The organism is Caldimonas sp. (assembly GCF_046291045.1).
GTDB lineage: Bacteria > Pseudomonadota > Gammaproteobacteria > Burkholderiales > Burkholderiaceae_C > Caldimonas.
The window spans coordinates 144,449-169,191 of record NZ_JBKBSL010000001.1 but is presented as its reverse complement, the minus strand read 5'-3'; the positions used below and the strand labels follow the sequence as shown (position 1 = coordinate 169,191).

General features: G+C 69.2%; 18 protein-coding genes. 11 read left to right on the top strand and 7 right to left on the bottom strand.

The genetic code is table 11. The annotated features are described in order from the left end of the window. Positions 1-49: 49 nt before the first annotated feature. From ychF to ACK4ZD_RS00735, 3 genes are read right to left on the bottom strand one after another with little or no spacing between them, the layout of a single operon-like run. Entirely contained in the window at positions 50-1,144 is a 1,095-nt protein-coding gene (gene ychF / locus ACK4ZD_RS00745; RefSeq protein WP_409657303.1) for a redox-regulated ATPase YchF, read from the bottom strand. A gap of 58 nt (positions 1,145-1,202) precedes the next feature. Next, positions 1,203-2,066 carry an MOSC domain-containing protein gene (locus ACK4ZD_RS00740; RefSeq protein ID WP_409657300.1) on the bottom strand — a complete coding sequence of 288 codons (864 nt, stop codon included), beginning with the start codon at positions 2,064-2,066 and terminating at the stop codon, positions 1,203-1,205. Then, positions 2,063-4,507 (bottom strand): AsmA family protein, encoded by a 2,445-nt coding sequence (locus tag ACK4ZD_RS00735; RefSeq protein WP_409657297.1) that lies wholly within the window; start codon positions 4,505-4,507, stop codon positions 2,063-2,065. The genes ACK4ZD_RS00740 and ACK4ZD_RS00735 overlap by 4 nt, the downstream gene beginning before the upstream one ends. 40 nt (positions 4,508-4,547) lie before the next feature. Between ACK4ZD_RS00735 and ACK4ZD_RS00730 the strand changes: the two genes are divergently transcribed. The 3 genes from ACK4ZD_RS00730 to ACK4ZD_RS00720 are packed head-to-tail and all read left to right on the top strand — an operon-like array spanning position 4,548 to position 8,134. Further along, a complete protein-coding gene (locus ACK4ZD_RS00730; RefSeq protein ID WP_409657295.1) occupies positions 4,548-5,654 on the top strand; it encodes an FAD-dependent monooxygenase in 1,107 nt (368 codons plus the stop codon). Between the two features lie 11 nt (positions 5,655-5,665). After that, positions 5,666-6,385, top strand: a complete 720-nt coding sequence (locus ACK4ZD_RS00725) for a DsbC family protein (RefSeq protein WP_409657292.1) — start codon at positions 5,666-5,668, stop codon at positions 6,383-6,385. A gap of 9 nt (positions 6,386-6,394) precedes the next feature. Beyond that, positions 6,395-8,134 (top strand): M61 family metallopeptidase, encoded by a 1,740-nt coding sequence (locus ACK4ZD_RS00720; RefSeq protein WP_409657287.1) that lies wholly within the window; start codon positions 6,395-6,397, stop codon positions 8,132-8,134. 33 nt (positions 8,135-8,167) lie between these two features. Here the strand turns inward: ACK4ZD_RS00720 and ACK4ZD_RS00715 are convergent, their stop codons facing one another. Next, entirely contained in the window at positions 8,168-8,602 is a 435-nt protein-coding gene (locus ACK4ZD_RS00715) for a hypothetical protein (protein WP_409657284.1), read from the bottom strand. A gap of 229 nt (positions 8,603-8,831) precedes the next feature. Here ACK4ZD_RS00715 and ACK4ZD_RS00710 point away from each other — a divergent pair, with 229 nt between their 5' ends. Then, positions 8,832-9,620: an enoyl-CoA hydratase gene (locus ACK4ZD_RS00710; RefSeq protein ID WP_409657281.1), complete on the top strand. Its 789-nt coding sequence runs from the start codon at positions 8,832-8,834 to the stop codon at positions 9,618-9,620. Positions 9,621-9,635: 15 nt separating this feature from the next. On the opposite strand, the gene mpl is transcribed toward ACK4ZD_RS00710, so the two are convergent. From mpl to ACK4ZD_RS00695, 3 genes are read right to left on the bottom strand one after another with little or no spacing between them, the layout of a single operon-like run. Next, positions 9,636-10,979: a UDP-N-acetylmuramate:L-alanyl-gamma-D-glutamyl-meso-diaminopimelate ligase gene (gene mpl / locus ACK4ZD_RS00705; protein WP_409657278.1), complete on the bottom strand. Its 1,344-nt coding sequence runs from the start codon at positions 10,977-10,979 to the stop codon at positions 9,636-9,638. A gap of 34 nt (positions 10,980-11,013) precedes the next feature. Then, positions 11,014-12,303 carry a glutamate-1-semialdehyde 2,1-aminomutase gene (gene hemL, locus ACK4ZD_RS00700; protein WP_409657275.1) on the bottom strand — a complete coding sequence of 430 codons (1,290 nt, stop codon included), beginning with the start codon at positions 12,301-12,303 and terminating at the stop codon, positions 11,014-11,016. Positions 12,304-12,347: 44 nt separating this feature from the next. Then, complete coding sequence (locus tag ACK4ZD_RS00695) at positions 12,348-13,271, bottom strand: hydroxymethylpyrimidine/phosphomethylpyrimidine kinase (protein WP_409657272.1); 924 nt, start codon at positions 13,269-13,271, stop codon at positions 12,348-12,350. 164 nt (positions 13,272-13,435) lie between these two features. On the opposite strand from ACK4ZD_RS00695, the gene ACK4ZD_RS00690 reads away from it, so the two are divergent. From ACK4ZD_RS00690 to ACK4ZD_RS00660, 7 genes are all read left to right on the top strand, one after another. After that, on the top strand, positions 13,436-13,588 hold the full coding sequence (locus tag ACK4ZD_RS00690; RefSeq protein WP_409657270.1) for a rubredoxin: 153 nt from the start codon (positions 13,436-13,438) through the stop codon (positions 13,586-13,588). 50 nt (positions 13,589-13,638) lie between these two features. Further along, complete coding sequence (locus ACK4ZD_RS00685; protein WP_409657267.1) at positions 13,639-14,052, top strand: PleD family two-component system response regulator; 414 nt, start codon at positions 13,639-13,641, stop codon at positions 14,050-14,052. Between the two features lie 98 nt (positions 14,053-14,150). Continuing rightward, complete coding sequence (locus ACK4ZD_RS00680; protein WP_409657264.1) at positions 14,151-14,516, top strand: PleD family two-component system response regulator; 366 nt, start codon at positions 14,151-14,153, stop codon at positions 14,514-14,516. A gap of 67 nt (positions 14,517-14,583) precedes the next feature. Next, the gene (locus ACK4ZD_RS00675; RefSeq protein WP_409657260.1) at positions 14,584-15,126 is read left to right on the top strand and encodes a chemotaxis protein CheW; all 543 of its coding nucleotides are present in this window, start codon (positions 14,584-14,586) and stop codon (positions 15,124-15,126) included. A 68-nt stretch (positions 15,127-15,194) separates the two neighbouring features. Continuing rightward, a complete protein-coding gene (locus ACK4ZD_RS00670; RefSeq protein WP_409657257.1) occupies positions 15,195-17,504 on the top strand; it encodes a methyl-accepting chemotaxis protein in 2,310 nt (769 codons plus the stop codon). Between the two features lie 17 nt (positions 17,505-17,521). After that, the gene (locus ACK4ZD_RS00665; protein ID WP_409657254.1) at positions 17,522-23,632 is read left to right on the top strand and encodes an Hpt domain-containing protein; all 6,111 of its coding nucleotides are present in this window, start codon (positions 17,522-17,524) and stop codon (positions 23,630-23,632) included. Positions 23,633-23,654: 22 nt separating this feature from the next. After that, on the top strand, positions 23,655-24,719 hold the full coding sequence (locus ACK4ZD_RS00660; protein ID WP_409657251.1) for a GGDEF domain-containing protein: 1,065 nt from the start codon (positions 23,655-23,657) through the stop codon (positions 24,717-24,719). Positions 24,720-24,743: the final 24 nt, after the last annotated feature.

The window sequence follows — 24,743 nt, the reverse complement described above, 5'->3', positions numbered from 1 at the left end:
CGAACGAGGCGCCCGCAAGGGGCGCCTCGTCCAGTGGAGTGATGAGGGCTCAGACGTTGAACAGGAAGTGCATCACATCGCCGTCCTTGACGATGTAGTCCTTGCCCTCGGCGCGCATCTTGCCGGCATCCTTGGCGCCTTGCTCGCCCCGGTAGGCGATGAAGTCGTCGTAGGCGATGGTCTGGGCGCGGATGAAGCCGCGCTCGAAGTCGGTGTGGATCACGCCGGCGGCCTGGGGGGCCGTGGCGCCGATGGGCACGGTCCAGGCGCGCACTTCCTTCTCGCCGGCGGTGAAGTAGGTCTGCAGGCCCAGCAGCTTGAAGGCGGCGCGGATGAGGCGGTTCAGGCCGGGTTCGTCCTGGCCCATCTCTTGCAGGAACATCAGCCGGTCTTCGTCGCTCATGTCGGCCAGCTCGGCCTCGGTCTTGGCGCAGATGGCCACCACCGGAGCGTTTTGCTGCGCGGCGTAGGCCTTCAGGCGGTCCAGCAGGGGGTTGTTCTCGAAGCCGTCCTCGGCCACATTGCCCACGAACATCGCCGGCTTGGCGGTGATCAGGCACAGCGGCTTGAGCACGATCCGCTCTTCCTTGCTGAAGTCGATGGTGCGCACCGGCTGGCCCTCGTTCAGCGCGGCCTCGCATTTCTTCAGCACGTCCACCAGGCGCTGGGCCTCCTTGTCGCCGCCGGCCCGGGCCACCTTGGCGTAGCGCTGCAGGCTCTTTTCCACCGTGGCCAGGTCGGCCAGACACAGTTCAGTCTGGATGACCTCGATGTCGGCGATGGGGTCGACACGACCGGCCACGTGGACCACGTTGTCGTCCTCGAAGCAGCGCACCACATTGACGATGGCGTCTGTCTCGCGGATGTGGCTGAGGAACTGGTTGCCCAGGCCCTCGCCCTTGGATGCGCCCGCCACCAAGCCAGCGATGTCCACGAACTCGACGATGGCCGGCACCACCCGCTCGGGCTTGACGATCTCGGCGAGCTTGTGCAGGCGCGGGTCCGGCAGTTCCACGATGCCCACATTGGGCTCGATGGTGCAGAAGGGGTAGTTCTCGGCGGCGATGCCGGCCTTGGTGAGGGCGTTGAAGAGCGTGGACTTGCCCACGTTGGGCAGGCCCACGATGCCGCATTTCAGGCTCATGGCGGGCGTCTTTCGGGCAGGGGGAAACTTGCAATTTTAGCGGCGCGCCTCCAAGGCCCTAGAAGCGCAGGTTGGCCGTGCCTGCGGCGCCTACACGCAGCAGGCGCTCCACGCCCTCCAGCACGATGGCATTCATGCCGAAGGTCAGGCCGCCGTCCATGCGGGCGTCGGCCCGGTAGCCCGCCAACGCGTCGCCCACGGCATGGCCCGTCTCGGCCGTGGCCGGGTCCACGTCGGGGATGGAGCAGCGCACGCAAGGCTTCACGAGCTTCAGGCGCACGGGGCCCTCGTCGGTGGGGATGCTCAGCTCGTCGAGGTGATCCTCCCCATGGGCCACCAGCGTGTCGTCCACCGCCTCGAGCACGAGGTTGGGACGGAAGCGTTCCATCGTCACCGCTGGCTGTCCCCGGGCGGTCAGGCGCGTGTTGAGCTCGTCCAGCGCCGAACGGGTGACGACCAGCAGCGGGAAGCCGTCGGCGAACTGGTTTTCGGCTTCGAGGCCGCCGGTCCACTTCAGGCTGGACAGGCGTTTGTGCTCGGGATCGAAGCGCACCAGACGCACAGGCCGGCCCAGGAAGTCGCTGAACCATTGGGCGGCCAGGTCGCCCATGTCGTAGGCGGGCACGGTGTCGTTCCAGACCGTCACGCGCGTAGGGGCCTCCACGGTGTCGTAGGCGATGTGCAGGGCCAGCATGCCCGGGGCGCGCAGCACCATGTCGGCCGCGCGCAGGGTCGGTCGGATCAGGGCCATGCGCGGCAGTTCGCGCTGGCTGAGGAAGTCGCCGCGCTCATCGACCACCATCCAGGCGCGGTCGAACTCCAGGCCGGTCTCGACCACCAGGGCTTCGTGGACCGGCACGGCGGCACAGGACTTGATCGGGTGCACGTACAGCGCCCCCACGCGGAAGTTCACGTCGCTCACTTGAAAAGTCCTTTCAGCTTCTCTTTCAGTTGGTCCTTCGCCACGTCTTCCAAGCTGCGCGGGGCCGCTGGCTCGGACGCCGCAGCGTCGGCAGGCGCAGCCCGCCCGCCCAGTCGGCCCTTGAGCTCGTCCTCCAGTCGGCTGCGCAGGCGGGAGGTGGCGGCCTGGGCGGCCACGGCCGACCAGCGCACGTTCCACTCGATGGCCTCCAGCGGTCCGGTCAGCCGCACCGGCACGATCAGGCCGCGCAGGGCGTCCCGCTCGGGGCCGCCTTGCCCCTGGGCCGTGGAGGTGACGGCGGCGCGCACGGTGTAGTCGATGCGGTTGCGGCCGATGTCGATCAGCCCCTCACCTGCCACGCGCAGGAAGGGGCTCTTCATGTCGAGATCGTCGCTGCGCGCCACGCCCTCGGCGATCTGGAAGCTCACGCTCATCTCCGAGAAATCCGTCTGCTCGGTGGCACGGGCTTGCTGGAGCGCATCGCGGTTGAGCGTGAGGGCGGCCCGGGCTCCGCGCAGTGCACGGGCCAGGTTGAAGCCCTTGACCGCGCCGTCACGCACCTGCAGCGCAGCCTGGCCAGCCAGGGCCGAGCGCAGCGCCTCCACGGTGGGGCCCTGGGTGCTCACATCCACCTGCAGGTCGCCGCGTCCGGCGATCAGATCCTTGCCGGCCACATCGCGTACCGCAGCGCCCACGTCGATGCCCCGGGCCAGGCCGCGCAGGGCGAGCCGGCGGCTGCCGGCCTGCGCGCGCGCGCTGCCATCGATGCGGCCCCCCCAGAGGCGGCCGGCCAGGGTGGGCACGACCAGGGTGCCGTCCTGCACCTCGGCCTGCAGGTGCACGTCAGCCAGGCGGTAGTGCCGGTAGGCGAGTTCGCCGGCCTGCAATTCCAAGCGGCCCTGCACGGCCTGCAGGACGGACAGATCCACCGCCCTGGGGCCTGCGGGGGCGCTGGCAGGCTGTGGGGCGGGTGCGGCCGAGGGGGCCAGCACCTCGTTGAAGTCGAGCCGGTCGAAGCGGGCCTGGGCCTGCACCGTCGGCACGGCGGTGGACAGATCCAGGCGGCCGGACGTGGTGAAACGGTTGTTGCCGAGCCGGCCCTCGAGCTGCCATGGCGACGGCCCGGCCGAGCCCTGCGCCTGTCCCTGGAACTGCAGGGTCTGCGGTTGCAAGCCCGGGGTCTCCACGCGTGCGCTGCCGCGCAGGTGGAGCAAGGCGACCTGCAAAGGCTGGGGCTGCACCGTCAGCAGGGCCTGGGCCTGGCCGTCGAGCACATGAGCGCCGCTGCGGCCCTTCAAGCGCAGCAGCAGGTCGGGCAGCTCGACGCGGTCGAAGCGGCCGCGGGGCGCCGCGCAACGGAACTCGGCCTGCACGGTGGTGGGGCCGGAGGCCGCCATCCGACCCTGCAGCGGCCCTCCCTTGATCGCATCGCCGGCCACCTCCAGCGAGGGCCAGTCGAGATCGAGGGCCAGGGTCTGGGCGTCCATCCGGGCCTTCAGGCGCAGAGCCAGGGCATCGACGACGAGTGACCTGCGCTCGGGCTCGAAGCCGAAGCGGGTGATGCTCAGGCTGCTGTCGTGCCACTGCATCGCACCGCGGGTGGCGCTCCAGGCCAGGTGCAGGCCTTCGGCCTGCACCGCGTGCTGCGGGCCGTCATAGGCCAGCATGCCTTCGAGCCGTGCTGTGACGTCGGTCCAGCCCAAGGCCTGCCCCTGCACGCTCAGGGCCATCTCGCGCAGCGCCAGCGACGTGGTGTCGAGGTCGAACTGCACGCGCGCACGACCCTGGACATCCACCTGGGCGGCCGGTTCGTCCATGCGGGCTTGCAGATCGAATTCGATGTCGGTGGGCACCTGGTGGGCCAGGCGGCCGGCGCGCAGGCGGCGCCACAACACCTCGCCGCGCACGGCCGCGGGCCGGTCGTCGAGGTGCACCCGCAGGTTCTCGACCAGGACGCCCTGCACGTCCAAGCGCAGCGAGCCGGTGGCGGCCGACGGTGCCGCGGGCGCCGGGTTGTCCAGGGGCGGACGGGGCTGGAGCAGGTCGTCGATGTTGCGTCGGCCTTCGCTGTCGCGCGTGAGGCGGACGCTGGCATTGCGCAGTTCGACCCGGTCGACTTCCAGCGCACCGCGCAGCAACGGCCACAGGGCCACCGACAGCGAGGCCTGCTCGACGCTGGCAAACGTCTCGGGCCGCTGGCGTTCGCTCAGCGAGGCCCGCTCGATGCGCACGGCCAGCCGCGGCAGCAGACGCAGGCTCACCGGCCCTTCGAGCTTCAGTTCACGCTGGTGGTGTTCACGCACCCAATCGACCGCCAGGCCCTTGTAGCGTTCGGCGTCGAACTGCAGGACCAGCCAGGCGGCCGCGATCATGGCCAGGGTCGCCAGACCGGCGGCCAGCCATGCCGCACGTCGGGGCCACGGGGACGAGAAGGGGGGCATGGACAGGATCATAGAGCCCCGGCCCCTACAATGAGCCTTCATGACCCGTTACGACGTTTCCATCCTGGGCCACGGCATCGTCGGCAAGACGCTGGCGCTGGCCCTGGCGCGCGAAGGCCTGCGCGTGGCGATCAGCGCACCGCCGTCGGCGACACCCGTCGAAGACGTGCGCGCCTACGCGCTCAACGCCAGATCGGTGGCCCTGCTCGAAGGACTGAAGGTCTGGCCCCATCTGCCTGCAGGGGCGGCCACGCCCGTCTACGACATGCGTGTGGAGGGCGATGCCCCGGGCGCCGCGCTGGAGTTCTCGGCCTGGCAACAGGGGGTGCGCGAGCTGGCGTGGATCGTCGATGCGGCGGCCCTCGAGCAGGAACTCGCGCGGGCACTGCAGTTCCAACCGCATGTGACGGTGGTCGATCGGCCGGTCCAGGCCGAGCTCGAGGCCATCTGTGAAGGCCGCTACTCCGCGCGCCGCACGGCGCTGGGGGTGCAATGGACGCGGCACGACTATGGTCAGACGGCGCTGGCGGCCCGGCTGGTGGCCGATGCCCCGCACCGGGGCGTGGCTCGACAGTGGTTCCGCAGCCCCGATGTGCTGGCCCTGCTGCCTTTCGATCGTCCGCAGGCCGACTGCTCCTACGCCCTGGTGTGGTCGTTGCCCCAGGCCCAGGCGCAGGCCTGGCTGGAGGCGCCGCCGGGCGCACTGGACCGGGTCTTGAACGAGGCCACGGGCGGCGTGGTCGGCCGGCTCCAACTGCACGGCGCCTGCGTGGGCTGGCCGCTGGCGCTCGCCCGGGCCGACCGCGTGTGCGGCCCGGGCTGGGTGCTGCTGGGCGATGCAGCCCATGTGGTGCATCCGCTGGCCGGACAGGGGCTCAATCTGGGCCTGGCCGACGTGCAGGCCCTGGCCGGGGTGCTGGGCGCGCGCGAGTCCTGGCGTCGCCTGGGCGACGAGCGACTGCTGCGCCGCTATGCGCGAGAGCGCAGTGCCCCCACCTGGGCCATGGGGCAACTCACCGATGGCCTGCTGCACCTGTTCGCAGCCTCGTCCCCACCGGTGAAGGAACTCCGCAACCGTGGCCTGGGTCTGGTCAATGCCCTGTCTCCCCTGAAGCGCTGGCTCACAGCCCGTGCGCTCGATGCCTGAAGGAATCCGTGATGTCTTTGCGCTCCACCCTGGCCGCGCTGCTGCTGGCAGCCCTGGCCCTGCCCGCCGGGTCCAACGAGGCGGTGATCCGCAAGAAGTTCGAGGCCCGCGTGCCGCCGGATGCAAAGCTGGAGATCCTGCCCACGCCGGTGCCCGGCCTGTTCGAGTTGCAGGTCGGCCATGAGGTCTACTACACCGATGCCCAGGGCAACTATCTGATCCGCGGCGAGCTGATCGACCTGGAGGCGCAGCGCAACCTCACCCAGGAGCGCGTGGCCCGGCTTACGGCCATCGATTTCGCCAGCCTGCCGCTCAAGGACGCCATCGTGATGAAGAACGGCTCCGGCAAGCGCAGGATCGCCGTCTTCGCCGACCCGAACTGTGGCTACTGCAAGCGCTTCGAGCGCGACGTCCAGCAGGTCAAGGACGTGACCGTCTACACCTTCCTCTACCCGGTGCCCATCGGCCCCGATTCGCAAGCCAAGTCGCGCGACGTGTGGTGCGCCAAGGACCGCCTCAAGGCCTGGCAGGATCTGATGCTGCGCGGCATCGCTCCGCCGCCGGCGCCGGCCGGCTGCGATTGGAAAGCCGTGGAACGCTCCACCGAGCTGGCGCGCAAGCACCGCATCAATGGCACGCCGGCCCTGATCTTCGAGGACGGCACGCGCATCCCCGGCGCGCTCAACACCGCCCAGATCGAGCAGCAGCTCGCCCAGGTCAAGGCCCGCTGAGCGCATCGGATGATCCACTACCGCATCGAACCGCACAGCCTGCAGGCCCACCTCTACCGCGTGGTGCTGCGCATCGCCCGTCCCGAGGCCGATACCTCGGTGTCGCTGCCCGTGTGGATCCCCGGCAGCTATCTGGTGCGCGAGTTTGCCCGCCACCTCCAGCACCTCACGGCTCGGCAAGGGGCGCGCACCGTGCCGCTGGAGCAGCTCGACAAGTGCACTTGGCGGGCCCGCTGCACCGGCACGGCCGCGCTCGAGATCGAATACCAGGTCTACGCCTTCGACACCTCAGTGCGCGCTGCCTACCTCGACGCCCACCGCGGCTTCTTCAACGGCACAGGGGTCTTCCTGCGCGTGCATGGCCGCGAGGATGAGCCCCATCGTGTCGAGCTGCGTGGCCTGCCCTACGGCTGGCAGGCGGCCACGGCCTTGCCGGCGGTGCGCACCGATGCGCGGGGGCAGGGCGTGTACGAGGCGGCCGACTATGACGAACTGGTCGACCACCCGGTGGAACTGGGGCGTTTCTGGCGCGGGTGCTTCAAGGCCCAGGGTGTGGAACACGAGTTCGTCGTGGCCGGGGCGGCCCCGAGCTTCGACGGCGAGCGCCTGCTGCGCGATACCCAGCGCATCTGTGAGACGGCCATTGCTTTCTGGCATGGTCGGCGTAAGCCGCCCTTTGCGCGCTATGTCTTTCTGCTTAATGTTGTCGACGACGGCTACGGCGGCCTGGAACACCGCGCCAGCACTGCGCTGATCTGCAGCCGGCGCGACCTGCCGCGCCTGGGCGACGAGGGCCTGTCCGACGGCTACGTCACGCTGCTGGGCCTGATCAGCCACGAGTATTTCCACGCCTGGAACGTCAAGCGCCTGCGGCCGGCGGAATTCGCGCGCTACGACTACAGCCGCGAGAACTACACGCGGCTGCTGTGGTTCTTCGAAGGCTTCACGTCCTACTATGATGACCTGCTGCTGTGCCGCGCCGGCCTGATCGACGAGGCCCGCTACCTCAAGCTGCTGGCGCGCACGATCACCAACACCATCACGCTGCCGGGTCGCCAGGTGCAAAGTGTGGCCCAGGCCAGCTTCGATGCCTGGGTGAAGTACTACCGCCCCGACGAGAACACCGTCAACGCCACGATCAGCTACTACACCAAGGGCGCACTCGTCGCGCTGGCCCTGGATCTGCGGCTGCGCCTGGAAGGGCAGGGGACACTGGACGAGGTGATGGCCTGGCTGTGGCGCCACACCGATGGCGGCCCGATGGACGAGGCTCTGTTCGCACAGGCGCTGCAGGCCGTGAGCGGGCGCAGCTACCGCCGGGAGATCCAGTCCTGGGTGCACGGCACCCAGGATCTGCCTCTGGAAGAGCTGTTGCGTGCCCATGCGGTGCGCTGGCAGCGCGAGGCGCCGAGTTGGGCCCAGCGTCTGGGGGTGCGTGCGGGCGAGAACGGTGCGGTGACGGTGAAGACGGTGCTGCGTGGCAGCGCCGCCGAGCGCGCCGGGCTGGCCGCAGGCGACGAGCTGTTGGCCGTGGACGGTTGGCGCCTGCGCAAGCTCGACGATCTCTCGGTTTACCTGGCGCATGCCGGCAGGCCCGGCAAGGCGCTCCTGCTCGTCAGCCGCGACCAGCGCGTGCTCGAGCTGGCGGTGCAGTTCCCTGCGGGGCTCGGGTCCGTGGCGCTGGTGCCGGCCGATCCGGCCGAAGCCGCCGCACTGGAACGCCGGCGTGCCTGGTTGAAGGCCCGCTGACGAGGGCCCTGCCCCACGTGGGGCCCAAGCGGCTCAATACGGGTCGATGAAGCGGATACGGAAGGCCTCGGCCGTCGTCGGACCGCGGTTGTCCTGCAGCACCCGCTGGGCCATGGTCAGCACCGGCTTCATGTCCGCCCAGGCCTTGGACTTCTCCAAGCGCACGGCCAGGTCGTCGCCCATGGGCCCGAGCTGCTCGGAGACGAAGCGGGCGGCCTGTTGGCGCAAGGTGACGAATTCCGAGCCCGTGGGGCCCTGGCTGAAACCCGATTCGGCCGGCGCAGGCACGCTGTCGGGAGCTTTTGCCCCGTTCGACGCCGACCGCTGGGCGGTGACGGCGATCACCTCGATGTAACCCTGATCGCGCAACTGCTGGAGCAGGTCATGACCATCGCCGGGGATCATGCGCAGCAGCTCCTCGTCCGTGCGCTTGCCATCCACCATGATCAGCGCCGAACGCAGTTTCATCGCCAGCTGGTTCTGGCGGGTGGCGATCTCGGCCTGCCCTTTTTCTGTTTTGCGGTACACCGTAGCCATCGGTCACCCTGGTTGCGCGCGATGAACACAGCTTAGCGCGCCACGGGGCGCCACGCCACCAGGAAAGCACCGCCCCGGGGGCCGCGCCGGGGCTGCGGCCCGGTCGGATTTCACGCCGCGGGCGGGGCCGTATAGTGAGGGGCTTCGAAAGGAGAACCCCGTGAGCGAACCCCTCATCCTGACCCAGGTGCGCGGCCAGGCCGCGCTGAAGGTGGGTGTCATCACCCTGAACCGGCCCAAGCAGCTCAACGCCCTCAACGATGCGCTGATGGATCAGCTGGGCGAGGCCCTGCTGGCCTTCGATGCTGACGAGTCCATCGGCTGCATGGTCATCACCGGCAGCGAGAAGGCCTTTGCGGCCGGGGCCGACATCTCGGCCATGGCGAAGTGGACCTACATGGAGGTCTACAAATCCGACTTCATCACCCGCAACTGGGAAACCCTCAAGCGCGTGCGCAAGCCGGTGATCGCCGCGGTCTCCGGCTTCGCGCTGGGTGGGGGCTGCGAGTTGGCGATGATGTGCGACCTCATCATCGCCGCAGACACCGCGAAGTTCGGCCAGCCCGAGATCAAGCTGGGCATCATCCCCGGTGCGGGCGGCACGCAGCGCCTGCCGCGCGCGGTGGGCAAGGCCAAGGCGATGGACCTGACGCTCACCGGGCGCATGATGGATGCGGCCGAGGCCGAACGCGCCGGCCTGGTGTCGCGCGTGGTGCCGGCCGACAAGCTGCTGGACGAGGCCTTTGCTGCGGCTGATGCGATGTGCAGCTACTCGCTGCCCAGCCTGATTGCGGCCAAGGAGTGCGTCAACCGGGCCTATGAGGCGCCACTCAACGAAGGCTTGCTCTTCGAGCGCCGTGCTTTCCACGCCCTCTTTGCCACCGAGGACCAGAAGGAGGGCATGGAGGCTTTCCTGGCCAAGCGCCCCCCGGTGTTCAAGCACCGTTGACCCGTGCACGGCGGCTCAGCGCGCCGCCAGTGCCTCCAGCAGGCGGCCATGCAGGCCGCCGAAGCTGCCGTTGCTCATGCACAGCACGTGGTCGCCCGGGCGGGCTGCCGCCAGCACCTGCGCGATCACTGCGTCGATGCTGTCGGCCACCTGGGCTTTGGCGCCCATCGGGGCCAGGGCCTGGGCGGCGTCCCAGCCTAGACCGCCGCTGTGACAGAAGGCGAGATCGGCCTGCTCCAGCGACCACGGCAGTTGCGCCTTCATCGTACCCAGTTTCATCGTGTTCGAGCGCGGTTCGAAGACGGCCAGAATGCGCGCCGTCCCCACGCGCCGGCGCAGGCCGTCGATCGTGGTGCGGATGGCCGTGGGATGGTGGGCGAAGTCGTCATAGACCGTCACGCCGCCGGCCCGCCCGCGCACTTCGAGCCGCCGGCGCACGTTGCGGAAGGAGCCCAGGGCCTCGGTCGCCGCCTGCGGGGCCACCCCCAGGTGCTCGGCCGCGGCGATCGCAGCCAGCGCGTTCAACTGGTTGTGCTCGCCCAGCAGATCCCAGCGTACCCGGCCCACCGCCCGACCGTCGCGGCGCACCTCGAAGTCGTGCGGCTCCCCCAGGGCCTCGAAGCCCCCGGACCCGCCGAAGCGCACCACCTCGCTCCAGCAGCCCTTGTCGAGCACTCGCTGCAGGCTGGTCTCGCGGGCATTGACCACGAGGCGGCCGCTTGAGGGCACGGTGCGCACGAGGTGGTGGAACTGGCGTTCGATCGCCGCCAGGTCGTCGAAGATGTCGGCGTGGTCGAACTCCAGGTTGTTCAGCACGGCGGTGCGCGGCCGGTAGTGCACGAACTTGCTGCGCTTGTCGAAGAAGGCAGTGTCGTACTCGTCGGCCTCGATCACGAAGGCGGGCCCCGACCCCAGGCGGGCCGACACCCCGAAGTTGTGCGGCACGCCACCGACCAGGAAGCCCGGCTGATGTCCGGCGGCCTCCAGGATCCAGGCCAGCATGGACGTGGTGGTCGTCTTGCCGTGCGTGCCGGCCACGGCCAGCACATGGCGGCCGTGCAGGACGTTCTCGGCCAGCCACTGCGGGCCGCTGGTGTAGCGCAGGCCCGCATCGAGCACGGCCTCCATCAGCGGGTTGCCGCGGCTCACCACGTTACCCACCACCCAGACGTCGGGCCGCAGCGCGAGCTGGTCGGCGCCGTAGCCCTCGATCAGCTCGATGCCCAGCTCGCGCAACTGGTCGCTCATGGGCGGATAGACCCCGGCATCGCAGCCGGTGACGCGGTGGCCCGCCTCGCGGGCCAGGGCGGCCAGCCCGCCCATGAAGGTGCCGCAGATGCCGAGGATGTGAAGGTGCATGCGTGAAGCCCGGCGCGGACCGGGAATCAGGGAATCAGGCGGCGAAGGCGGCGCGGGCGGCCTCGACGGTGGCGGTGATGTCCTCGGCCGTGTGGGCGGCGCTGACGAAGCCGGCTTCGTACAAGGCGGGGGCGAGGTAGACCCCGCGCTCGAGCATGCCGTGGAAAAAGCGGTTGAAGGCGTCTTTGTCGGTGGCCATCACCTGCCCGTAATGCTGAGGCAGCTCGCGCGCCAGGAAGAAGCCGAACATGCCGCCTTCGCAGTCGACGGCGAGATCGACGCCGGCCTCACGCGCCGCGCCCTGCAGGCCGTCCACCAGCGAGCGGGTGCGCGCCGACAAGGCCTCGAAGAAACCGGGCCGGGCGATCTCGCGCAGCGTGGCCAGGCCGCAGGCGGTGGCCACCGGGTTGCCTGACAGGGTGCCGGCCTGGTAGACCGGACCCGTGGGCGAGAGGTGCTCCATGATGGCGCGCGGGCCGCCGAAGGCCGCCAGCGGCATGCCCCCGCCGATCACCTTGCCGAAGACGCTGAGGTCCGGCTGGAAGCCCGGGATGAGCCGGCCGTACAACCCCTGCGCGCCGTGCAGGCCCACGCGGAAGCCGGTCATGACCTCGTCGAAGACCAGCAGCGCGCCGTGCCGCGTGCACAGCTCGCGCAGCCGGGTCATGAACGGCACGCTGGCGCGCACGAAGTTCATGTTGCCGGCGATCGGCTCGATCATCACGCAGGCGAGCTGCGCGCCGTGTTCGGCAAAGGCGGCTTCGAGCTGATCGAGGTTGTTGTACTCCAGCACCAGGGTGTGCTGCACGGCCTCGGGCGGCACCCCGGCACTGGTGGGGTGGCCGAAGGTGGCCAGTCCGGAGCCGGCCTTCACCAGCAGCGCATCGGCATGGCCGTGGTAGCAACCTTCGAACTTGATGAGCCCGGGCCGGCCGGTGGCGCCGCGCGCCAGGCGGATCGCGCTCATCGCTGCCTCGGTGCCCGAGCTCACCAGACGCACCTGTTCCATCGAGGGCACCAGGGCCAGGATGGCCTCGGCCAGCTCGATCTCGCGCTCGGTGGGCGCGCCGAAGGACAAGCCCTCGGTCACGGCCCGCTGCACGGCCTCGACCACGGCGGGGTGGCCGTGACCCAGGATCATCGGGCCCCAGGAGCCGATGTAGTCGATGTAGCGGCGGCCCTCGGCGTCGTACAGATGGGCGCCTTGGGCTCGCGTGATGAAGCGCGGCGTGCCGCCCACGGCGCGGAAGGCGCGCACGGGCGAGTTGACGCCGCCAGGGATGACCTTGCGGGCGCGTTCGAAGAGTTGGTCGTTGGTGGCCATGCGATGCTCAGGCGGGCAGGGCCGTCGGGCCGGCCCGCGGCGGTTCAGTGGATGTGGCGAGAATCGGGGGTTTCGCCCTCGTCGGCCTCGTTGGAGCCCTCTTCGGCCCCCTCCGCCGGCGGCAGGGCCCAGAAGAAGCGGTCAGGAATCACCCCGCCCATGCCGGGCCGGAAGCCGGCATCCAAGGTCTGGTCGAGGAAGGCCAGCGCCTCGGCGGCGGCATCCGTGACCTCGGCCCCATTGGCCAGCATCGCCGCCAGCGCGGCCGACAGCGTCTCGCCGGCGCCGACGAAGCCGGTGTCGAAGCGCTCGAAGCGTTCACCGCTGACCGGCCCCTCGGCCGTGGCCAGCACGTTGTCGACGTAGTGATCGGGCAGCTGGATGCCGGTGACGAGCACGAAACGCGTGCCGTGCTCGGCGGCCGCCACGGCCAGCTCGCGTGGCGAGGCCGGCCGGTCGGCATCCCACTCGGGCAGGAGGAAGTCGGTGAGGGTCTTGTGGTTGCCCACCAGCACCGACGCTTGCGGCAGCACCAGTTCGCGAAATGCCTCGTGGTAGGCCTCGTGTGCGGATTCCTCCATCCAGGGCAGGCTGGGCAAATAGGCCACGAGCGGCACGTCCGGGTAGTCGGACAACACCTCGGCGACGGCGCCAATCGTTTCCGCACTGCCGAGGAAGCCCACCTTCCAGGCGGCGATGGGCGTGTCTTCGAGGATGGTGCGGGCCTGCTCGACCACTGCCTCGTCGTCGAGCACATGGTGGTCGAAGACCTCAGCGGTGTCGCGCAGCAAGATGGCCGTGACCACGGGCAGCGGGTGCGCTCCCATCGCGCACAGGGTGGCCACGTCGCCGCCCAGGCCGCCGGCCCCGCTGGGATCGTTGGCGTTGAAGCTCATCACGCACGGCGGGGCGCCGGCGTCCTCGGGGGCGCCGGGGGCCGGGGCCGGGTCTTGGGGGGTCTGGGACATGGGTGCGGGCCGGTGCGGTGGGCGAGGGCGGTTACAGCAGCACTTCACATGAACAATCACGTGTAAGTTCGCACAAACCCTCGCGGTTTTGTGTGTTCACAAGGCTACAATGCCTCGCATCATTGTAGTGAAACTGATACAAAGTGAGCGAGTCTCGAACCTGGATGTGCCTGATTTGCGGATGGATCTATGACGAGGCCGCTGGCGATCCTGAACACGGCATCCCGCCAGGCACTGCCTGGGCCGACGTGCCGATGAACTGGGTCTGCCCCGAATGCGGCGCTCGCAAAGAAGACTTCGAAATGGTGCAGATCTAGCGCAACAGACGCGAGAACAGCCAGTTCAAGTCGTTGAGGAGAGGGCTTCAGTGAGCGACACCGCTGCTTCGATCAGTCAGACCGCGTCCGAGGGGGCCACCAAGGTGCTCGTCATCGACGACAGCAACACCATCCGCCGCAGTGCCGAGATCTTCCTCAAGCAAGGCGGCTACGAGGTGGTGTTGGCCGAGGACGGCTTCGACGCGCTGGCGAAGGTCAACGACCACGAGCCGCACCTGATCTTCTGCGACATCCTGATGCCGCGGCTCGACGGCTACCAGACCTGCGCGATCATCAAGCGCAATCCCAAGTTCTCCGCGGTACCGGTGATCATGTTGTCCTCCAAGGACGGCCTGTTCGACAAGGCGCGCGGGCGCATGGTCGGCTCGCAGGACTACCTGACCAAGCCGTTCACCAAAGACCAGTTGCTACAGGCTGTGGAACAGCACCGCCGTATTGCATGAATCCTCGGGCGCCCCCCAGCAGGCGCCCTTTCTCATTGAGTACGTACGTTTGCACGGGGCACCCAAGTTGGGGCCCTGACCGAGTGAGGTAGAAAGCCATGCCAGTCAAGAAGATTCTGTTGGTCGACGACTCGAAGACCGAGCTGCATCATCTGTCCGAGCTGCTGACCAAGCGCGGCTACAGTGTTCGCACTGCCGAAAATGGAGAGGAAGCGTGGCGCCGTCTGGCCGAAGAAAAGCCCGATCTGATCCTGATGGACGTCGTCATGCCGGGTCAGAACGGTTTCCAGCTCACGCGCTCGATCACGCGCGACCCCAACTTCGCCGACGTGCCCGTGATCATGTGCACGAGCAAGAACCAAGAGACCGACAAGGTCTGGGGCATGCGCCAGGGCGCACGCGACTATGTGGTCAAGCCCGTGGATGCCGACGAGCTGATCAGCAAGATCCGCGCCTTCGATTGATGAGCCGTCGCGGCCCTCGCAGCGCGGATCTGCGAGGCTGCATTTTCCGCAACCACAGACACACACCATGGCGAACAAAGAAGCGCTGCGTGAGCTGCAAAGCCGGCTGGCCGAGCGTTTGCAGGCCGCGCGCACCGAGGCGCGCACGGCCAGCTGGCTGGCGGTGGAGTCCGCGGGTCGGCGTTTCCTGTTGCCGCTGCAGGATGCCGGCGAGATCTTTCCGTTCTCGTCGTGCGTGAGCGTGCCTCACACCTCGCCCTGGTTTCTGGGCGTGGCCAACCTGCGCGGTGGCCTGCACGGCGTGGTCGACCTGGCCGCCTTCCTGGGCCTGAAGGCTGCGAACGTGCCAGGCGCCGACGGCCTGCGGGAGCAGGCTCGGCTGATCGCGCTCAACCCGTCGCTGGACATCAATTGCGCCTTGCTGGTGGAAAGGCTGGCCGGCCTGCGCAGCCGCGACCAACTCCAACCGGCCGACGATGGCGTGGACGAGCGCACGGTGCGGCCCGGCTTCGTGGGCAAGCGCCTGAGAGATGCTCAGGGCCGCGTGTGGCAGGAGCTGCACCTGGCGGCGCTGGCGCATGACGAGGCATTCCTGAGGATCGTGGGCTGACGGGGCGCCTCGCGCGGCGACGACCGGCCTGGTATGACTGACGTTCGAGCAGAAAGCTAGAGGGGAATATGAGTTTCATCAGCAAGATCACCGGCAAGGGCAAAAAAGGGCCGGGCGAGGACTCGCTGGGCAAGCCGTACGACGATGCCTCCGACGACCTGCCCCTGCCGGGGCCGGACGCGACGATCAGCCTGGAAACCCGGCCCGCCGGGGCGTCCTCCGCGGACAAGGACTCGTCCATCATCTCCGAGGTGGCTCCGTCGGAGTTGCCGGGCGAGTTCGCGCACACGCGCATGCAAGCCGGCGACGCCGGCGAGTCCCGCTCGCGGCTGCCTCTGATCGGCCATTTGCCAGTGGCCCAGCAGCAGCGCATCCTGGGCGCCTTGACCGTGCTGGGTGTGGTGGGTCTGCTCGCGGTGGTGGGCATCTCGCAGAACAACGCCAACAACGTGGCTGCCCAGGTGCGAACCACCGGTGAAGCGCTGATGCAGTCGCAGCGCCTGGCGAAGTCGGTGTCCCAAGCCTTGGTGGGCAGCCCTCAGGCCTTCCCGGAGGTGCGCGAAAGCTCGAACGTGCTGGCGTCAGGCACGCGGGCCCTGCGCAACGGCAGCCCCGACGTTCCGCCCGTGTCGCCCGACGTGCAGCAGGCCCTCGAGCCCATCATGCCCCTGGTCGATCGCGCCGAGAAGAACGCCGGCATCGTGCTGGCTCAGCAGGACATCCTGACCCAGGTCGGGCAGGCCCTGCGCACCATCAACCGCCAGTCGGCCGACCTGCTGGAGATCGCCGAGACCATCTCCTCCCTGAAGCTGCAACAAAACGCCTCGCCGTCGGAGATTTCCGCAGCGGGCCAGCTCGTGATGCTGACGCAGCGCATCGGTAAGTCGGCCAACGAGTTCCTGACGATGGAAGGCGTGTCGCCCGAGGCCGTGTTCCTGCTGGGCAAGGACTTGAACTCCTTCCGCGAGATTGCGCAGGGCCTGCTGGAGGGCAGCGCCGAACTGCGCCTGCCGCCCACGCGCGACGAACAGACCAAGGAGCGCCTGCAGGCCCTGCAGGCGCTGTATGAGCAGACACGCTCGCAAGCCGGGGCCATTCTGGGCAACCTGCAGGGCCTGGTGTCGGCCCGAGAGGCCCAAGTGGCGATCATCGACGACTCCGAGGCGCTGCGCAAAGGCCTCCAAGACGTGCAAGAGCGGCTGTCCGAGAAAACCGGCTTCGGTGCCCTCAATGTCGTCGTGCTGCTGGTGTCCATCGCGCTGGCGCTGGCCGGCCTCCTCGGCCTGCTGTACGTGTACTTTCAGGCCGAGCGTGCGCGGGCGCAGCTGGCCGAACAGCAGCGCCTAGAAGCCGAACGGCAGGAACAAGAGGCCAAGCGCGTCAACGATGCGAACCAGGCCGCCATTCTGAGGCTGATGAACGAACTGCAGACGGTGGCCGAAGGCGACCTGACGCAGCAGGCGACCGTGACGGAGGACATCACCGGCGCCATCGCCGACTCGGTGAACTACACGGTGGAGGAATTGCGCACCCTGGTGTCGCAGGTGCAGGGCACGGTGTCGCGGGTGACCGAGACCACGCAGCAGGTGGAAGCCACGTCCACCGAACTGCTGGCCGCCTCCACCGAACAGCTGCGAGAGATTCGCGACACCGGCGAGTCGGTGCTCCAGATGGCCAGCCGAATCAACGATGTGTCGGCCCAAGCCCAACAGTCGGCCCAGGTGGCGCGCCAGTCGCTGAAGGCCGCGGAACAGGGCCTGCAGGCCGTGCAAAACGCCATCGGTGGCATGAACGCGATCCGCGAGCAAATCCAGGAGACCTCCAAGCGGATCAAGCGGCTGGGTGAGTCGTCGCAGGAGATCGGCGAGATCACCGAGCTGATTTCCGACATCACGGAGCAGACGAACGTGCTGGCGCTGAATGCCGCCATTCAGGCGGCCTCCGCGGGTGAAGCCGGCCGCGGCTTCTCGGTGGTGGCCGAGGAAGTGCAGCGACTGGCCGAGCGGTCCGCCGATGCGACCAAGCAGATCGCGGCCCTGGTGAAAACCATTCAGACCGACACGGCCGATGCCGTGGCGGCCATGGAGCGCTCCACCCAGGGCGTGGTGGAAGGGGCGAAGCTGTCGGACAACGCCGGCACTGCACTGGGCGAGATCGACCGCGTGTCGCGTCAGCTCGCCGAGCTGATCGAGCAGATCTCGGCGCAGGCCTCCCGCGAAGCCGAGTCGGCCAACATCGTGGCCGGCAACATTCAGCACATCTTTGCCGTGACCGAGCAGACCGGTGAAGGCACGCGATCGACGGCCCAGCTGGTGCGCGAACTGTCCAAGACCGCCGAGGAGCTGAAACAATCGGTGTCGCGGTTCAAGATCAGCTGAGCAGGGTGGGGCACTGGATGGACAGCAGCAACCGTGACAGCCTGACGGCCGACGACCTCAGCGCCTTGGCCTGGGTCCAGGACGAACTGCGCAAGTCGCTCGACAACGCCCACAAGGCCCTGCGGCGATTCCTCAAAGAGGCCGGCAGCGCGGCGGGCTCGGATGTCGATGCCGTCGACCCCTCCGTTCTGCGCACTGCGCGTCAGCAGATTCACCAGGGTGTCGGTGCGCTCGAACTCGTGGGGATGCCGGCGGCCGCCAGCGTGCTGCGCGCCAGCGAGGCGGCCATTCAACGCTACATCCAGAAGCCCCAGAAGCTCGACGCTGCAGCGGTCGAGACCCTCGAGAAGGCATCGTTCGGCCTGCTCGACTATCTCTCGCGTGTGCTGGCCGGCCGCAAGGTCTCCGCGGTGTCCCTCTTTCCCCAGTACCGTGCGGTGCAGGAGTTGGCGGGGGCTGATCGCATCCACCCCGCCGACCTGTGGAGCGCCGACTGGCACTGGACAGAGGTGGCCGACGCCGCGGCTGCGAGCCCGCGCAGCGCCGATGCGGCCACGCGCGGCGAACTCGAGGCCCTGCTGCTGGCGTTGATGCGCGGCCGCGCGACGGCCCGCACCGCGCAGCGCATGAGCGACCTGTGTGCGGGCCTGGGTGTCAGCGCCCCATCGATGCACGCCGCCACGTTCTGGAGGCTGGCAGCGGCCTTCTTCGAAGCCGTGGCCCAGGGTCTGCTGCCGCTGGACGTCTACAGCAAACGTGTGGCTTCGCGCATCCTGGCGCAGTTTGGCATGATCGAGCGCGGCGAGTCGGCCGTCTCGGAGCGCTTGGCTCAAGACCTGCTTTTCTTCTGCGCTCAGTGCCGCCCCGGGGACGCGCCAGCACCGCGTGTGCAGGCCGTGCGTCGGGCTTATGGCCTGGAAGACCATGAGCCCGTCAACTATGAAGTGTCTCAGCTCGGCCGCTTCGACCCGGCCTTGCTGGTGCAAGCGCGCAAGCGCGTGGCTGCCGCCAAGGATGCCTGGTCGGCCGTGGCTGGCGGCGAGATGCACCGCCTGACCGGGCTGAACGAGCAATTCAGCCTGGTGGGGGATTCCCTGCGCAAGATCTATCCGGCCGGCGAGGCCCTGGCCGAGGCCCTGATGCATTCGGTGGCCCAGACGGTGGAGTCGGCCAGTGCCCCCCCGGCCCCCCTGGCGATGGAAGTGGCCACCAGCGTGCTCTACCTGGAGGCCTCGCTCGAGGACGCGGATTTCGACGACCCGCAGCTCGCCGAGCGCAGCAACCGCCTGGCCGAACGCATCGAGTCGGTGCGCCGGGGTGAACCGGCCCAGCCTCTCGAATCCTGGATGGAGGATCTGTACCGCCGGGTCTCGGACCGCCAGACCATGGGCAGCGTGGTGCAGGAGCTGCGCGCCTCGCTGGCCGAGGCCGAGAAGCAGATCGACCAGTATTTCCGCAACCCGGCCGACCGCTCCGCGCTGGCGCCCGTGCCCGGCCAGCTGGCGGCCATGCGCGGCGTGCTCTCGGTGCTGGGCATGGACCAGGCCTCGCAGGCCGTGCTGCGCATGCGTGACGTGGTCGACGAGTTGCTGGCCACCGAGGTCGATCCGCAATCGCCGTCGGCTGCCGCCACCTTCGAGCGGCTGGCCGGCAATCTCGGCGCGCTGGGCTTCCTGATCGACATGCTCAGCTACCAGCCGCAGATGGCGAAGTCGCTGTTCACTTTCGACGCCCAGCGCGGTGAGCTACGCCCAGTCATGGGCCGTTCGACCGAGCCGCCGGCACCGCCGGTGACGCTGGTCGAGCCCCGGCTGATCGAGCAGGCCCAAGCCTTGGCTGCCCAGGTCGAGCGGGAGGATCTCTCCCTCGAAGACCTGTCCGCCCAACTGCGGAGCCTGTCTGACCAGGCCGTGGTGGCCGACCAGCCCGCGCTGGCCGAGCCGTTGAGTCAGGCCCAGTCTGCGGTCGAGCAGGCCGCACGGGGCGAGGCCGACCTCGAGACGGTGCGCGAGCAGGTCGTGCAGGCCGTGGCCGATTTCGTCTCCACGGCCTCCGATGCAGCCACCCTGGCGCCCGAACCGGCCGCCGCGCCGGTGGCTGCCCCGGCCACGCCGGGCCCGTCCGGCCTGGAAGACGATGACGAGATGCGCGCCATCTTCCTCGAGGAAGCCCAGGAGGTGATGGGCACGGCCGGTGCTGCGCTGGACCTGTTGACGCGCTCGCCCGACGACATCGAGCAGCTCACCACCGTGCGCCGCGCGTTCCACACGCTCAAAGGCAGCTCGCGCATGGTCGGACTCCACGACTTCGGCGAGGCGGCCTGGGCCTGTGAACAGCTCTACAACACCTGGCTGGCTGACCAGAAGCCGGCCAGTGAAGACCTGCTGTCCTTCACCGGCGAGGTGCTCGACTACCTGGCGGCGTGGATCGGCGAAATCGCCGCGCGCGTGGATCACCCGACCCACCACAGCGCCCCTGTGCGCGCCGCTGCCGATGCGATGCGGCTGGAAGGCCGGCGTCTGGCCGTGCATGCCCCGGGCGGCCCGACGGCCGTGTCGATGCCCGCCGAATTGCCAGCGGCCGAACCGCCGGTCCCGGCCGCACCGGGGGTGGAGTTGCCGGCCTTCACGCTGGACCTTTCCGCCTTCGAGGATGCCGCCGCTGCCGTGGCGAGCGCCGAACCCGTCTTTGCCGAGCCCCCCCTGGCCGGGTTGGAAGACCCGATGCCTGTCGCCGAGCCGGCCGCCCCTGCCGAGGTGAGCGTCGATTTCGGAGGGATCGACCTGGATCTGGGGGCCGCCGAGACCATCGAAGCGGCTGCGGCGCCGCCCGATGAAGTCCTTCCCCCTGCCTTCGCGCCGGCTGAACGGCAGGAGGCCCCGCCCGTTCCGCAGGCGTCGCCGTCCGAACCGGTGAACGATCAGGTCAAGGTGGTCGGTCATCTGCGCATCGGCATCCCGCTGTTCAACATCTACCTCACCGAGGCCGACGAGCTGTCGCGGCGCTTGAGCACCGAACTGGCCGAATGGGCGCTGGAACTCGACCGCCCGGTCGGCGAGGCGGCGATCGCCCACGCGCATTCGCTGGCCGGCTCGTCGTCGACCGTGGGCTTTACCGATCTGTCGCAACTGGCGCGTCGCCTAGAGCACGCGTTGATGCGCTCGCAGGCCATCGGACGCGGGGATGCCGACGAGGCGCGGCTCTTCGTCGATGTCGCCGACGAGATCCGCCGGTTGCTGCACCAGTTCGCCGCAGGCTTCCTGAAGGAACCCTCACCGGAACTGCTGGCGCGACTGGCCGAGTACGAACTGCACTCGGCGCATGCTCTGGAGTCCTTGCATGCAGGCAGCGACCTCGAAGATTCCGTGCCCGGGCAGTTGCCGACGACGCAGCCCGCCGCCGACGTCCGCGCCGCGGCCGGGTCTGAGGCCCAGGTGGCCTCGCCGGTCGAGGGGGAGCCGACCGAGCCGGCCCCGCTAGCCTCGCCCGCCTCCATGCTGGGCTCGCTGCCGGACTTGGGGCGCACCGAGCTGCGCGAGCTGCCGGCCCTGCAGGCCATAACCTCCGGGGCCACTCATGTGACGGGCCTGCCCGGTGAGGGCCTGGACATCGATGACGATATCGATGCGGTCGACGCAGTCGATGCCGACTTGTTCCCCATCTTCGAGGAAGAGGCCCAGGAACTGCTGCCCCAGCTCGCCAGCGAACTGCGCGAATGGCTGCGTCAGCCTGGCGACGCGCGTGCGGGCCAGGCCTGCATGCGCACCTTGCACACCTTCAAGGGGGGGGCACGCCTGGCCGGCGCCATGCGCCTGGGCGAACTCGCCCACCGCCTCGAAACCTCGATCGAACGCCTGCTGGCGCGCGGCGACGTGAGTGCAGAAGATGTCGAGCCGCTGGAAGGGCGCGTGGACGTGATCACGGCGGTGTTCGAAGCCCTGCGCCGCCAGGATGCGCAGGCCTATGCCGATGCCACGGCGGCAGTCCAGGCCCGTCCGCAGGAGGCGGCAGTGCTCGAGGCCCCGTCCTCCCCCCTGCCGCTGATGGAGCATGTGGATCTGCCGGTGGCCGATGGGCCGTCCGACCCGCCGGCTCAGCCGGACGTCGCGCCGGTGGCCGACTCGGATGCGCCGGCTGCGGATGCCACCGCGTCGGTGGACGAGCCGGACATCGATTGGTCCCGCTTCGTTCGCGCCGCCTCCGGCGCCGGGGCCGTCCAGACCTCGGTGGCGCGCGCGGCCGCACCCACAGGCCAGGCCGCTGTGCGGGTGCGTGCCCAGTTGCTCGACCGCCTGGTCAACCAGGCCGGCGAGGTGAGCATCACCCGGGCCAGGCTGGAGTCCGAGGTCAGCCAGATCAAGGGGTCGCTGTCCGACCTGACCGACAACCTGGAGCGGCTACGCCAGCAGTTGCGTGACATCGAACTGCAGGCCGAGACGCAGATGGCCTCGCGCATGGAGCAGGCCAAGGCCGAGGGCCTGGCCTTCGACCCGCTGGAGTTCGACCGCTTCACCCGCTTTCAGGAGATCACCCGCATGATGGCCGAGTCGGTCAACGACGTGGCCACGGTGCAGCGGGCTCTGCAGCGCACGTTGGAGACCACCGAAGACGAATTGGCCGCCCAGGCCCGCCTGACGCGCGAGCTGCAGGATGACCTGCTGCGCACCCGCATGGTGGAGTTCGAGGGCCTGTCCGAGCGCCTGTACCGTGTCGTGCGGCTGGCCGCCAAGGAAACCGGCAAGCAGGTGCGCCTGGACATCGTCGGCGGCGCGATCGAAGTCGACCGCGGTGTGCTCGACCGCATGACCGCTTCCTTCGAGCATCTGCTGCGCAACTGCGTCACGCATGGCATCGAACTGCCGCAGGAGCGTGCAGCGGCAGGCAAGGATCCGGTGGGCACCATCGTCGTGGCCTTGCACCAGGAAGGCAACGAAGTCGCCATCGAGTTCCGTGACGACGGTGCGGGCCTGAACCTTGCGCGCATCCGCGAGCGCGGCCTGGCCATGGGCCTGATCGCACCCGACGAGAACCCCAGCGACGCCGACCTCGCCAACCTCATCTTCACGCCAGGCTTTTCCACCGCCGAGACGGTCACCGAACTGGCCGGTCGCGGGGTGGGCATGGACGTGGTGCGCTCGGACGTGAACGCCATGGGTGGCCGCATCGAGACCGCCACGGCGCCGGGCCAGGGCACGAGCTTCAAGCTGGTGCTGCCGCTGACCACGGCGGTCACGCAGATCGTGATGCTGCGCTGCGGCGACGTGACGGTGGGCGTGCCGGCCAACCTGATCGAGATTGTGCGGCGCGCCTCGCCCGAGGAGGTCCGGCGTGCCTACGAGACCTCGGTCTACCTGCTGGGCGAGCAGATGCTGCCCTTCTTCTGGCTGGGCGCGCTGTTGCAATCCAGCGGGCGGGGCCAGGAAAGCGGGCGCACCCTGCCCGTCGTCGTGGTGCGAAGCGCGCAGCAGCGTGTGGCGCTGCACGTGGACGAAGTACTGGGCACCCAGGAAGTGGTGGTGAAGAACCTCGGGCCCCAGTTGTCGCGGCTGCCAGGTCTGGCCGGCATGACGCTGCTGGCCTCGGGCGCGGTGGCGCTGATCTACAACCCGGTGGCGCTGGCCACGGTGTACGGCGAGGCCGCACGCGCCCTCACGGCCGCAGCGATGCAACCGGCGGCCGAGGCCCAGCGCCAGGCCGAGGCGGCCGAACGCCGGCGTGCCGCTGCGCAAGAGCCTGCCACACCGCTGGTGCTGGTCGTCGACGACTCGCTCACGGTGCGCCGCGTGACACAGCGCCTGCTGGCGCGCGAGGGCTACCGTGTGGCTCTGGCCAAGGACGGCTTGGAGGCCCTGGAGCGGCTGGCCGAGGAGCGACCGGCGGTGGTGCTCAGCGACATCGAGATGCCTCGCATGGACGGCTTCGACCTGGTGCGCAACCTGCGGGCCGATGCCCGGCTGGCCGATCTGCCGGTCATCATGATCACCTCGCGCATCGCACAGAAGCACCGCGACTACGCCGTCGAGCTGGGGGTCAACCACTACCTGGGCAAACCCTATAGCGAGGAGGAGCTGCTGGCACTGATCGGCCGCTACGTCGCCCAAGCCGCAGCTGCCCAGCCGGTGCATTGAATCGAGACGGAGGTCGCGCCACATGCCCCACACCGTCCCGTCGGCCATCGACCACCTGGCAGCCCTCACGGGCTACCGGGACCGCGACTTGCTCGACGTGACCCTGGCGCATGCCCTCATGGACCTGCTCGCGCCCCTGGGCGTAGCGGTGTACAAGCTGGCAGGGGAGGAGCAGGGCGACCAGCGCTGGCTGCTGCGCGCGCGCATCGACGCGGGGCAACCCACGGCGGTGTCCGACCCGCCCTGGGTGGCCTTCGAGACCCTGCCGGCACGCGAAAGCCTGCCTCACCACGATGCCAGCCTGCGCCGGCAGGCGGTGGTCGAGCTCGGCCCCTCGCCGGATGGCCAGGCGCCGCAGACCACGACGGTGTTCCCGCTGGTGGCCGAAGGCGAGGGCCTGGGGGTGATCGAAGTGCGCAGCGCCCAGCGGCTGACCGCCGGGATGAAGCGCACCGTCTGCAGCATCCTGCGCATCTACCGCAATTTCCATGGCTTGCTCGACTACAGCGAGCGCGACACCCTGACCGGCCTGCTCAACCGCAAGACCTTCGACGAGGCCTTCCTCAAGACGGCGCACCAGGGCAGCGGGGTCGCTGCAACGGGCGACGGCGACCGCCGCCATGATGACGCGGGCCTGAGCAAGCACTGGCTGGGGGTCGTGGACATCGACCACTTCAAGCATGTGAACGACCGCTTCGGCCACCTCATCGGTGACGAGGTGCTCCTGCTGGTGGCGCGCATCCTGCGCAGCACTTTCCGTTTTCACGACCGGCTTTACCGGTTTGGTGGCGAGGAGTTCGTCGTGTTGCTGCGCTGTCCCCAGGAGGCCGACGCGGCCCTGGCCTTCGAGCGCCTGCGTGCCAACATGGAGGCCTATACCTTCCCCCAGGTGGGGCGTGTGACAGCCAGCATCGGCTTCACCGAGGTGCGGCCCGGCGATGCGCCCAGCGCTGCCTTCGAGCGGGCCGACCGTGCCGTCTACCATGCCAAGCAGAACGGCCGCAACCAGGTCTGCAACCACGAGGCCCTGGTGCGAAGCGGCGTGCTCGCCCCTGCCGGCAAGGTGGGCGACGTCGAGCTCTTCTAGGGCCTGTTCACGCGATGGAGAGCC